Consider the following 12,662-nt stretch of genomic DNA (forward strand, 5'->3'; position numbering starts at 1 on the left):
TTCTAAACAAGAGTTAATAGTAATGTGTTACACCTTATTAACTGTTTAAATACGCTTTGCACCCAATGCTTGAGCAATACAGAACTTAGCTACCAGCTTATGAAAAGGCTTAATCAACACCATGTATAAACGTCCAGATCGTGTTTTTAAATTCACCAATGTTGAAACCGCGTATTCTCTTTCAGAAAGCTTTAATACGGATAACCACATATCCATATTTTTCTCATAAGCAGCTGCAACTACCTCCGTTTCCGATACCGATTCAAATACAAGAAAACCAGCTTGTTTACCTGTGGCTATTTGCTCTTTTGGTAACGACATTTCCGTTGCGCCCGCTGAAAAACCCAGCCACCCCATAATCTTATTTCTTATTTTCATTGCAATAATTACAGGCTTAGGTAAATGGGCAAAAATAGCATAATACACATCAATGGCATTTAAGTTTTGTTGACTAATATTGAAGGAAAAAGAATCACGATAATAGCGGCCTTTTTCGTTGCCTGAGATCCCTGCTGAACTTGGAAAGGTGATTTCTTTGATCATTGTAAGCTCTCCCTGATAAACGTATCTCTACATTAACAAATATTCCATTTCCAGATACTTGGGATAAGTGGTGCGAACGCACATTCCTAAATGATATTTACAATTAATCTACATCATCGTTTCTACACTTTTTTCACCTTGATACTTTTATCCTGTCCAGACTCTTCAATTCACTGTCTTTATCTATGGATAACAATGTCAAAACTGACTTTATCAAGGCTATTACCAAATGCACATTACTATAATCTCCATAGCAAAAAGCTCAGAGATTGATTCTCTGAGCCCTTCATAGCAGTACAACCAAGTTAGTAATAAGTATTAATGGCTGGTATTCACATTACCAAGCTTTAACCAAGTATCGATCACAGTATCAGGGTTTAGTGAAACAGAACTAATACCTTGCTCCATTAACCATTTTGCTAAATCATCATGGTCTGATGGTCCTTGACCACAAATACCGACGTACTTACCCGCTTTCGTTGCTGCATCAATCGCCATTTTCAGCATTGCTTTAACCGCAGGGTTACGCTCATCAAAGAGATGCGCAACATCACCAGAGTCACGATCCAAACCAAGCGTTAGTTGCGTCATATCGTTCGAACCAATCGAGAAACCATCAAAGTACTTTAAGAAATCATCCGCAAGCACTGCGTTTGATGGAAGTTCACACATCATGATCACTTTCAAACCTTGATCGCCACGGCGTAAGTCGTTTTTCGCCAGTAACTCAATCACAGATGCAGCTTCACTCGGTGTACGAACAAACGGGATCATAATCTCTACGTTCTTTAAGCCCATTTCATTACGAACACGTTTTATCGCTTGTGTTTCCAGTTCAAAGCAATCTTCAAATACCGGTGATATATAACGAGAAGCACCACGGAAACCTAGCATTGGGTTTTCTTCATGGGGTTCAAATTCTTTACCACCAATCAAGTTACTGTATTCATTCGATTTGAAATCAGACATACGTACAATCACACGCTTAGGCCAAAATGCCGCAGCTATGGTTGAGATGCCTTCAGTCAGTTTACTTACATAGAAATCAATAGGATCGTTATAGCCTTTGATTTTCTCGCTGATCTGCGCTTTTAGCTCGTCGCTTTGTGCATCAAAGTTAAGTAACGCTTTCGGGTGAATACCAATCATTTTATTGATGATAAATTCTAAACGCGCTAAACCTACTCCTTCATTCGGTAATTGTGCAAAATCAAACGCACGCTCTGGATTACCTACGTTCATCATCACTTTGGTTGGTAGTATTGGTAATTCATCTACCGCAGAGCGTCGAACTTCATAATTCAATTCACCTTGGTAAACATAACCTGTTTCGCCTTCCGCGCAAGAAGCAGTAATCGTTGTGCCATCTGTTAAGACTTCAGTTGCATTACCACAACCAACAATCGCAGGGATACCCAATTCACGGGCAATAATAGCAGCATGGCAAGTACGACCACCACGATTGGTAATAATCGCAGAAGCACGCTTCATCACAGGTTCCCAATCAGGATCTGTCATATCAGTGACAAGGACATCCCCTTCTTGAACCAGTGACATTTGATCAAGCGAATCAACCAAGCGTACTTTACCGCTACCAATACGCTGCCCAATCGCGCGACCTTCTAATAACACATCGGCTTTATTATTCAACTCATAGCGTTCAATTACGTTTTGAGATTCTTGCGAGCACACTGTTTCTGGACGTGCTTGAACAATGTAAAGCTTGCCATCAATACCATCTTTCGCCCATTCAATATCCATCGGACGTTGATAGTGCTTTTCAATGATCATCGCTTGTTTAGCAAGCTCTTTAATTTCTTCATCATTAATTGAGAACTGGTACTGTTCTTCAGCTGAAGTATCAACAATGTCTACTTGTTTACCAATTTCTTGATTATCTGAATAGATCATCTTGATGAGTTTTGAACCAAAATTCTTTCTAACAATCGGTTCATGCCCAGCTTCTAGCATTGGTTTATGGACATAAAACTCATCAGGGTTAACTGCCCCCTGAACCACCATTTCACCTAAACCCCAAGATGAGGTAATAAACACCACTTGATCAAAGCCTGATTCAGTATCAAGCGTAAACATTACACCTGACGCTGCTTTATCGGAGCGCACCATGCGCTGAATACCTGCCGATAGTGCTATGCCTTTATGATCAAAACCTTGGTGAACGCGATAAGAAATCGCACGATCATTAAATAGCGAGGCATAAACATGTTTCGTTGCCTCTAATACCGCATCAACACCTTTTACATTAAGAAATGTTTCTTGTTGCCCCGCAAAGGAAGCATCGGGTAAGTCTTCTGCGGTTGCAGATGAACGAACCGCAACGGAAAGTGCTTGATTACCGTCAATCAATTCAAGGTAATCACGACGGATGCTCTGTTCTAATTCAAGTGGAAACGGCGCATCTAAAATCCAATTACGGATGGTAGCACCTGTTTCACGTAATGCATCTACGTCATTAACATCAAGAGCGCCAAGCAAATCGTAAATACGATTATTTAGCCCTTCATACTCTAAAAACTCATGGAATGCGTAAGAGGTAGTCGCGAATCCGTTAGGAACAGACACTCCCGCATTTGAAAGGTTTGATACCATTTCACCAAGCGAGGCATTTTTTCCGCCAACTTGGTTCACATCATTCATTGATAAAGTGTTGAACCAAAGGGTGTACTTTTGCATGTGTATCTCCGAAATAATTCAGCTACCAATTAAAAGCAATCGTTTGCGTTACTGCGTAAAAAAACCACTTTTTCGTCAGGTTGTGGCATTAGTTACAGAACATACGACGACTTTTCTATACTTTATTCACATCTTATCTCAAAAAAAAATCCTTATTTGAACTTATTATGCATCACAAAATTAAAACTCGTGACGTGTTCTACATTTCTGATGGAACAGCCATAACATGTCAAACCGTTGGGCATGCTGTCCTTGCGCAATTTCCATTAAAAGTCAATGAACAGACCTTTCCTTTCACAGAAAATGGACACAAGGTCGCTGAAGTGATTAAAGAGCTTGAACGATCTTTTTTAGCGACGGGAGAAAAGCCTTTAGTTTTCTTCTCTATGGTCGTACCTGAAATTAAACAACAGTTACTGTCAGCCAACGCCCTGTTCTACGATGTTTTACAAACCATGGTTAATTTTGTTGCCGACGATCTACAACTAGAACCAAAGCCACAACTGCAACGCTCACACAGTGTCGGTAAAGATCAAGACGGCTATTTTGATCGAATAGCAGCTATCGAATACACCCTTTCCCACGATGACGGTATTTCTCTTCGTGGTTTAGAAGACGCTGATTTGATATTGCTTGGCGTATCACGCAGTGGGAAAACGCCCACCAGCCTTTATATGGCAATGCAATTTGGTTTAAGAGTAGTTAACTACCCGTTTATTGCTGAAGATTTAGCAAAAATGCGTTTACTACCTGAATTTGAAATTCATCGTCATAAGCTGTTTGGCTTAACCATAGATCCAGAGCGTTTAACGGAAATTCGCAGCAGCCGACTCGCTAACAGTGATTATGCCAGTGAAAAACAATGTGAAGAGGAACTACTGAGTGTCGAGAGTTTATTTCGCAGAGAAGCGATCCCTTATATCAATACATCAAGTATGTCGGTAGAAGAGATCTCAACCCGTATATTAGAAAGAACTGGATTACAACGCCGTTTATTCTAATGCTCGTTTGTAATGACTACTTATGACTTCAACTAAAAAAGCTCTGCACAACCGGTTTGTACAGAGCTTTTATATTAGTTCTTTGGTGGTTCTGGTAGTACTGGAGGGGTACTGTCCATATAAGTTAAGAAATGCATCCAGATATCATGAGTTCTTTCTTTGGTAAGCTGGGTTTTACAATCTAACGCCATCACATTACGGATCGTACCGTCACGCCATTGGGTATAAACAGCATTACATTGCGCTTTCATATACACCTCCCAATCTTTTTGCGCTTGCTCTATCGCCTTCACTAACTCGGGATCTGTTTTATTGTGCTCAACGCTGGCAGCTAAATATTTAGATAATTCTTCTTGTGCAGAGGTTAGCGTTAACGATGCACAATCATTAATTTCTAATGTGTTACGAGGGTTATCGCAATCTAATACTTTTTTGGCTGCAAACGACGGGAATGACAAACAAACCAATGTAATGAGCAGGTACTTTTTCATTGAGAAACCTCATTAAAATATAAGCGACATGTAATAACAAAGATATTAGCTCAACTGAACCTACTCTACCCAAAAGCATGTCTAGCTACGAGCACCTTCGGGAACAATCATAGGCAAATCTGTACAACCAAAATCAACACCAAATTGACTCAAAAGACAGGTCATTTGACCGCGATGATGCGTTTGGTGATTAAAAATATGCTGACAAAACTCACCAACATAACGCTCAATGACCTGACCATCTGTTGTTGTATATTTCACGATTTCATTACAGGTCGATGCGGTAAATCCCTTTGTTATATCAATATACACAGTATCAACTAACGTACGTAATTGTGATAGTTCATCCATTGTTGTTACAAATGTATCATTAATCCTTTTCGCTACCGGTAATTGCTCTAAGATCTCCGAATTAACCTCAACAATATTATTAGCAATTAAACGTCGCAGCATAATTAAGTCGCCAAACAGAATATGATTCCAATGCGCCATTACGCTTGGAAAAAATGCATTGGTATTTTGATACAGTTGTTCATCTGTAAGCTGTTTACATGCACTTAATAGCTGATTATTCATTCGCTGGTTATACCGCGCCAGCATCCTAAAATTTGAGGATAAATCCATTTTTGCCTCTTAATCATTTAATGTTTATTCAAATACAGCATTAAAAACCTGCGATATTTCGATTAATTACAACACCTTCACTAAGAAGTACGTTTTATGCCCTTTCGGTGAATCATTAATTTCACCGTAGACTTTAAATCCCTGCTTTTCATAAAACGGTTTAGCTTGAAAATCTAACGTCTCAGTACGTATTTGTGTTAATTGTTTTTCTTTCGCGAACGCCACTAATTGTTCGATAAGTTGAGAGCCTACACCTTGCCCACGAGTTTCTTCCGACAACCAAAGTAACTCCAACACGCAATAACTCCATACCACACTCGCTTGCAGCCCACCGATATATTCATCTTTATCATTCTGCGCCATAATCGCAAAACGTAAGCCTGATTCAAACTCACCATCATTGGGTAAATACGGTGCGTTAAATGCACTAATACCATCACTTATCACTTGTAATTGATGCTCAGATGGCTGAACAGATACTTCAATTTTCAATATTTGCTCCAATGGCGATAAACGAAAACAGTGCGTGAAAACTAACATGAAAGCTCTCTTAACGCCTTTATTTATCCATTATTCTGCGATATCAAAGCGGGATTTTTATTCACCAGCGACGACCATTACTTTGATCTTGGCTGCTTTTTCAAAATGATCGAGTTGATGAGTTTTGATCCACCACTCAGCCGCTTCCATTAATAGCTCTGGATCATCATTTTTGTTTTTGAAAAACGCATAAAAAGACACGCCAACATTTTCACCTTTGATAGCTATCTTCTTATCACATACTTCAATGATTTTATTTCTTAATACCGTTCTCATTATTTCCCATTAACCTGTCACTTCACTACTCAATGCAAATCAAATACGTATTCAAAATATGGCTCGCATAGTAATTCTATAGAAATAACCGCTTCGCGACATATCAACTTACTAGCCATAGTTTTTATTCAGCAAAGTTCTAATTGCTTTAATAACTGTATTGCGGCTTCTTTTGGTTGTATATCACTTGTATCGACTGTTACGTCATAATTCATAAATTGATGAACTAGTGGATACTCCGATTCAGCTAAGCCAATGGCACGATCCCCTCGTGCTAATTCTCGTGCTATACAGATATCCAATTGGCACATTACTTTGACACGTACTACGTGATATCCATTCAACGTCTTTTCTAGCGCATTAATTTCATCTTCATTTATCCAAGCATTATCGACAATAAGTTTACAACCGGCTTCTAATAACCCTTTAACACTATTATGGTAGCCTTCGGTTAATTGACCATAATCATATCCAGAACGATTTATATGATTGCCTTCTATCATTTTTCTTAAATCTGTTGGTGGCAAGGCATATAAAACACTATCAATACTAAAATTTAAATATTGTATGGATAATAATTCTTGTAATTCTTTAGCTAAGCTCGTTTTACCAGCACTTCCAGTTCCGTTAAGTAAAATCACATCTGGGTACATAATCTAATTCCTTTTTCTAGTTTAATTACTTATTAAATAGAGTTGCTATCTGAAGATTAAAAAACATAGATTACGTTGGTAAATGCAGAGCAACAACATCATTTATATTATCGTTATAAACAAAACCTTACTCATCTCACCTTATACGGTAAATGACTGATAACCATTGATAACAAGAGTAGTGCACTGCATCGCATTACTCACCAATTAGATACATCGCTAGACATATCAACCATTAAATATATCAAGAAAATTCGTGTCATTATTCAATAAGATATTTATTATTAACAATTCACTTCGGATTGATGTCGACTACATGTACATACCCTTAGATGTTACCTACTACTTTTTCGGAACCTTTTGATTCTAAATGCGAAAAAACCTAGTACCGATAAAAAAACACCTAAAAGTAACGGGGAGTGAAAATTAATTATTTTAAGTTCTAAAACTGAATCGCTAACACGAGTAGGATCATAATACACATCAACGACTGAGCCATAAGGATAATTCGCTATTTCTTTATAAGCATAATCTTTGCTTTTTGAACAATAAACAACATTTCCTTTCCGAATTTGATTTGACGTTATTCTCTGGTTATTAACGTAATATTCATACAAAAATTCAAAACACCACTTCATCCTTGTTCGACCTCTTGAGTCGACATTTTTATAAACTAATTCAGATTGAATTATTCTCGCTTTAGAACTTTTCCAACTGCTTACTTTTGAATAATTATATGTATTTATAATATCTATGAAAATCAACATTAATCCCAAAACAAATACAATTATAAACACCAACTTAAATATAAATTTAAAAACCATATTATTCCTGAACAACTTTAGCTTTATAGATATTTGTAATATTAATTAATATAAGATCGTTTAGTTTATTCAACCAATTAGACTTTGTTTGAAAATAAACCTCAGTCCGGTGATTAGACTGAGGTTTTTATATTCTGGTGACTATGGGCAACTCACCACATCCCAAAACCATGAATTCTCACTAGGCGTTTCCCAGCTCCCCGGACTGTTCTTTGCTTGATAACAAATATTGTTATAAGTAACTGTATCTCCATTTTTAACCTTTGTTGAGCCCGGTATAAACTCAACAGCGGTTGTTGGTGGTAGCGGATCTGTTGGCGGCACAGGCTCTGTCGGTGGTTCAGGATCAGTTGGTGGCGTAGGGTTATCTATACATTCAATCGCAACCCAAAACCATGACGCATTACTTGGAACCTCCCAACTGCCAGGGTTATTTTGGGCTTGATAACACTGTCCATCATACGAATAGATATCACCATTGATGACGTTCGTTTTACCGGGGATAAACTCAACGACCTGTGCTGGTATTTCGGGATCAGTGGGTATTTCAGGATCGGTTGGCGGATCGACAACAATTGAATCACTAGGAAGTAATTGCCAATCATCAAGATAAGCAGAAAGATTATCGGTGCGGATACCTATCGTACCCTCTGTTAATAAATCGTTGTTAACAGACAATAGTTCAACACCATCAAGAGCGAGTGTTAATTTATTACCCACAACAGAAAAGTGAATGTCATACCATTGACCAGCAGCAAGTTTACCTGCTGTATTAAGGTAGTTTTTAACGCCATTGGTTAATTTGGTTTGAGCAAGAGTGGTATAAGCCCCTTGGTATTTAACTTTAATCGTGACATTACCGTCATAACGAATAGAGCCGACATATAAGTCATCAGATGTTTGATAACGAGCAAACGCATGTAAACCAGACCATGCAGGTATAGAGCCAGAGTTTTTCCATGTTTTAATGTACGCACGATATTGATTCGTTTGATCGGTATACTTTATTTCGCTGTCATTGCTGTCTTTACCAATCGCAACGACACGAAATACTTTATCGTCCGTCCAACCTAGTTTCCAACTATCCACATATTTAGCCTGTAAACATCCTGAGGTAACATCAAAATGATCTCTGGCACCTTTATTATTCGAACATTCTAGCTGCTGACCATCACTGTAACTTGAGAAGTCTTCACCTAACCACTGTAAATTTTCAGATGCTGGACCGCTACTATAAGGCCCTTCGCTTTCAGGGTATGCATCATAAAATGCAGCAGCCGAACTACTCGCTGTAATTAACAAGAGGCTACCAATGTAGTTAAATATATTAACTCTAAAGTGATTTTTGACCATTTTTGTATCCTTACGTTATGGTTATCTATCCGTTCAGATAATTTTTATCAATATCACCTTAGTCACCCCACCTAACAAAATAAATGAACACCAAGCATCAATTACGATAGTAGTGCACTTCATCCCATTACTCGTTAGTTAGATACATCACTAAACTTCGAATATGTGCCGACTGCTCGACACATATCCTTATTTTTAGCTGTGGCTTATGATTGGAAGAACCTCAGCGATTTCATTATCGAGCATATTTAATACGCTCTCATAACCATATTTTGGCTGCCAACCGAGTTCTTGTTGTGCCAACGTTGAATCATAAACACGATCAAGTGATTGAGGTAAACGCCAACCTCGATTCGCGAAGCTTTCAGCAAGGTCTGGAACAAACTCTCGTATAATCTCATCCGCGTTTTGATACAGCTTTTCACAACATGTTTTGCTAAATGGTGTTTGTCCAGAAATGATATAACGTCTAAATCCCGATAAACGTTTTTCTACAGCACAAGCATGAGCACTGGCAACATCTCGAGCATCAATGCCACGAGTTAAACGATAAACAGCCATTACGTTTACCGGCTCTGGGAAACAGCGAGACATTTGAAGAACAGTGACAGGTAAATTGAATAAATTGGAGATATTTTCAAGTATCTGTTCTGCCTGAATCTTTGATTTGTGGTAAATCGTTTTAGGACTTGGCATTACTGTTTCATTAACCCAACCCGCTACACCCTCTGGCGTTGATGCAAAACCATAAAGGGCTGTCGTGCTCGTAAACACAAAATGTTTAATGCCCTTTTTTACACCCATCAAGGCTAATTGCTCGGTTGCTTTTATATTAATGTCTTCAAATTCACTGTCAGATACCAACCCTACATGAGGGGCATGCAGAGCCGCGGTATGAATAATAACCTCAACACCTTCTAAAGCTTTATTCAATAAAGCTGTATCACGGATATCCCCAACGTAATCAGCGGTTGAACATGGCGTCCTATCTATTCCAACAACTTCATGGTTTTTCATTAAGTTGATGTAGATTGCACGACCTACTCTACCTGCCGTGCCTGTAATTAAAATTTTCAACTTTACTGCCTATTTAAATACACGAAACCATTTTAACAGCTGATGCCGCCATAAACGGCGAAAAATAAAAAACTGAACTAAAAGTAAGCCGAGAATACCACATGTTTTAAAGCCGATTTTATAGCTTTGTTATCACTTCGCTTTCCTAATTGGTTGGCATATAAATAACAAAAAACAGCATACCAACATTAGTCCTGCTGCACTTAATTCGTTAAGTCCGCATTGATTGACTACAAAGCGACTTCCTGCAGCTGCAAAAAACAAGATAGCGAAATAATAAACCTTAGATGGCTTTAACTCATGCTATAGCGATGTTTTAGACTGCAATAAGTGCTTTGAAACTAGCAAATATGACGCTGAAATTAACTTTGCTTGACTCGTTTCATAGAAACTCTTTTTCTGGGTAGTTGCTTCTTCTTTAAACTGTTCCAGCAGACGAATGAGTTCTAGTTTATTGGATGAGTCACCAACGGGCTGTTTGTACCCACATAACGCTAACTCAAATATAGCAACAGCACTTTTCATTAAGTCCAAATTATCTCTATTCCTCATCGCACTGCGCCACAGCACTCCATAATTTTCAGGTAATCGACCAGGGACAGTTATTTTTTCTGACAACTCGATGATTTTAGCGATATCAGATTTTGTCCGCGTAGTTAGACTTTGATATACGTAAAGTTTAACTAACAACAAGCGGACAATTCGATACGCAAGGTAGGCTGCTAAAAAGATCCCTCCAAACATAATAAATGCCTTAGCTGATGCAACTAAAAACTCATAATCACAATACATTCTGAACCTCGTCGAAGTTGCTATTCAATCAATGTGCAGGTAAAGACCCTGACTCAGAATAAAATCATCGGTATCGACTTAGCAAAAAGTATTTCTTTCTTTTTGAAATCAATCATAAAAGGAAAGAATTTTTGCCTCTACTGCCAACATGCCATGCAATTAGAGGGAATATTTCGCCCCAGATAACCAACGTTAAATAATAAGGATAATGACTTTAACGCTTCAGAATTAAAGAGGATTTTATTATAAATTAGAATGTTAAAGTTATTGGTTCACACCAAGGATAGCGCTCGACTGCTTTTTGGTATTCCCCTTCACGATATTTCCAACATTTGCTTATATAAGGTGGCTTTGGCTTGTCCAACACTTCGGATAGGTGTCGGCTTCGCGACACATATCCTTATTTGTTATGAATTATTCTTTGTGACTATCTTTCTACATTCATCAAATAAAACTTTTACTGGTTCAGCTAGTTCATCGAACCAAGGGCTAGCTCTATCCATCATTCTAATGGGGTTATAAATTCCGACTAAATTATCCATTTCCATTGCTAATAAGTAGACAGCTTTAAGTGAATTATTAAAATCCGAATTAAATTTTATATTTGCCGCTTCCATTTGCTCCATTAATTTAGGATTAGTTGGATCTAATTCACGAGATTTACTATGTACTAATTGGTTTCTAGAGCGAATTAATTGTTTTAAAGCACCAAATGCTGCCGAAGATTTTTTGATTTCTTTTCCACAAACAAGCTTTGGTATTACCACCCACTTTGATACTACATCCAAATTACATAAATGGTTTTCAAAGTACTTATCCCCTAAATGTGTTCCTGCATAATCATTAATTGCAGCTTCAACACACATGGCTGAAAATACTATTGTCTTAAGCGCATGTGCTGTAGCTTTATTACTTTGTTCTGCTAATTCAAAATCATCAAAATTTGAAGTATCTGCATTTTCGACCAATATACAATTGCTATATTCTGATTCAGCGATACACATATAAGAACGAGTCATTACCTGAGTTCTAGCAAAAAACTTACGAGGATGCTCAACAAAAATCTGTTTATTTTCCATTAACTACCTACTTAAAACTCATAACGCCTGCATAACACGTTTACTACTATGCAGATTAAGCTGAATTTTACTACCTTAATCACTGAAACCAAAGACAAACCTACAACGCCGAATGTAGTAAATCGTGTTGATGCATTTGTTAGGCGAATATTTACGAATCACTATAAAAGAATGCTTCTCTTTCTTTTTCTATGTGCAGATTATGTTTAGCACAATGATAATGTGAAACACCTACTTTCTCAGATCTTAGTTTGAAAGGTAGTTCATCAATAAAGATTTCAGCAAAAACAGCTGAAAAGTCCTTTTTATAGCAATCTTGTAATACTTTTAAATTAGTCGAAGGGAAACTATCTTTAAATTCTTTATTAAATTGAGGGTAAAAATAGCGTATTAATGCAGCTTCGAATAAGGATATTCTTTCCTGTTCAGTGGTATTAAATAATTTATCTAACCCTGCTTTTATTCTGAGGCCATCGTTATCTTTATTTTTTGCAAATGGATTCATCGCAGTAATTAATTTATTGTTAGGTTCGATTTCAAGAAGTAGTAACGATAGTGTTGTATTATCTGGTTTAGGAGATAAAGCTATTTTTTGTAATGTTTCATGCTTTAGAAGTCTATCTAATGCATTCCTACTTCCACCTTTCCCATATGCTTGACTGTAGTGGTCAATAAATACTGGCCACAGTTTTAGAGGTTAACCAATATAATCGTT

13 protein-coding genes are annotated in these 12,662 nt (G+C 37.5%); 1 reads left to right on the top strand and 12 read right to left on the bottom strand.

What is annotated here, in order from left to right; all coding sequences use genetic code 11:
• Positions 1-45: 45 nt before the first annotated feature.
• Entirely contained in the window at positions 46-543 is a 498-nt protein-coding gene (locus tag I3259_RS01640) for a DUF2867 domain-containing protein (protein ID WP_238028021.1), read from the bottom strand.
• 318 nt (positions 544-861) lie between these two features.
• Positions 862-3,237, bottom strand: a complete 2,376-nt coding sequence (gene ppsA / locus I3259_RS01645) for a phosphoenolpyruvate synthase (RefSeq protein WP_238028022.1) — start codon at positions 3,235-3,237, stop codon at positions 862-864.
• 167 nt (positions 3,238-3,404) lie between these two features.
• Here ppsA and I3259_RS01650 point away from each other — a divergent pair, with 167 nt between their 5' ends.
• Positions 3,405-4,238 (top strand): pyruvate, water dikinase regulatory protein, encoded by an 834-nt coding sequence (locus I3259_RS01650; protein WP_238028023.1) that lies wholly within the window; start codon positions 3,405-3,407, stop codon positions 4,236-4,238.
• Positions 4,239-4,312: 74 nt separating this feature from the next.
• Here I3259_RS01650 and I3259_RS01655 read toward each other — a convergent pair whose 3' ends face one another.
• From I3259_RS01655 to I3259_RS01700, 10 genes are all read right to left on the bottom strand, one after another.
• Complete coding sequence (locus I3259_RS01655; RefSeq protein ID WP_238028024.1) at positions 4,313-4,729, bottom strand: lysozyme inhibitor LprI family protein; 417 nt, start codon at positions 4,727-4,729, stop codon at positions 4,313-4,315.
• Between the two features lie 81 nt (positions 4,730-4,810).
• The gene (locus tag I3259_RS01660; RefSeq protein WP_238028025.1) at positions 4,811-5,353 is read right to left on the bottom strand and encodes a DinB family protein; all 543 of its coding nucleotides are present in this window, start codon (positions 5,351-5,353) and stop codon (positions 4,811-4,813) included.
• 66 nt (positions 5,354-5,419) lie between these two features.
• Positions 5,420-5,845: a GNAT family N-acetyltransferase gene (locus I3259_RS01665; RefSeq protein WP_238028039.1), complete on the bottom strand. Its 426-nt coding sequence runs from the start codon at positions 5,843-5,845 to the stop codon at positions 5,420-5,422.
• Positions 5,846-5,950: 105 nt separating this feature from the next.
• Complete coding sequence (locus tag I3259_RS01670; protein WP_238028026.1) at positions 5,951-6,169, bottom strand: DUF6500 family protein; 219 nt, start codon at positions 6,167-6,169, stop codon at positions 5,951-5,953.
• A 128-nt stretch (positions 6,170-6,297) separates the two neighbouring features.
• Positions 6,298-6,822 carry a chloramphenicol phosphotransferase CPT family protein gene (locus I3259_RS01675; RefSeq protein ID WP_238028027.1) on the bottom strand — a complete coding sequence of 175 codons (525 nt, stop codon included), beginning with the start codon at positions 6,820-6,822 and terminating at the stop codon, positions 6,298-6,300.
• Between the two features lie 965 nt (positions 6,823-7,787).
• Entirely contained in the window at positions 7,788-8,999 is a 1,212-nt protein-coding gene (locus I3259_RS01680; RefSeq protein ID WP_238028028.1) for a hypothetical protein, read from the bottom strand.
• A 195-nt stretch (positions 9,000-9,194) separates the two neighbouring features.
• Positions 9,195-10,076, bottom strand: a complete 882-nt coding sequence (locus tag I3259_RS01685) for an NAD(P)-dependent oxidoreductase (protein WP_238028029.1) — start codon at positions 10,074-10,076, stop codon at positions 9,195-9,197.
• Positions 10,077-10,379: 303 nt separating this feature from the next.
• Positions 10,380-10,820 (bottom strand): hypothetical protein, encoded by a 441-nt coding sequence (locus I3259_RS01690; protein WP_238028030.1) that lies wholly within the window; start codon positions 10,818-10,820, stop codon positions 10,380-10,382.
• 455 nt (positions 10,821-11,275) lie between these two features.
• Positions 11,276-11,947 (bottom strand): hypothetical protein, encoded by a 672-nt coding sequence (locus tag I3259_RS01695; RefSeq protein WP_238028031.1) that lies wholly within the window; start codon positions 11,945-11,947, stop codon positions 11,276-11,278.
• A gap of 151 nt (positions 11,948-12,098) precedes the next feature.
• Positions 12,099-12,452, bottom strand: coding sequence for a hypothetical protein (locus I3259_RS01700; protein ID WP_238028032.1), 354 nt, complete (start codon positions 12,450-12,452; stop codon positions 12,099-12,101).
• Positions 12,453-12,662: the final 210 nt, after the last annotated feature.

It is taken from the genome of Photobacterium sp. Ph5 (assembly GCF_022129445.1).
Lineage (GTDB): Bacteria > Pseudomonadota > Gammaproteobacteria > Enterobacterales > Vibrionaceae > Photobacterium.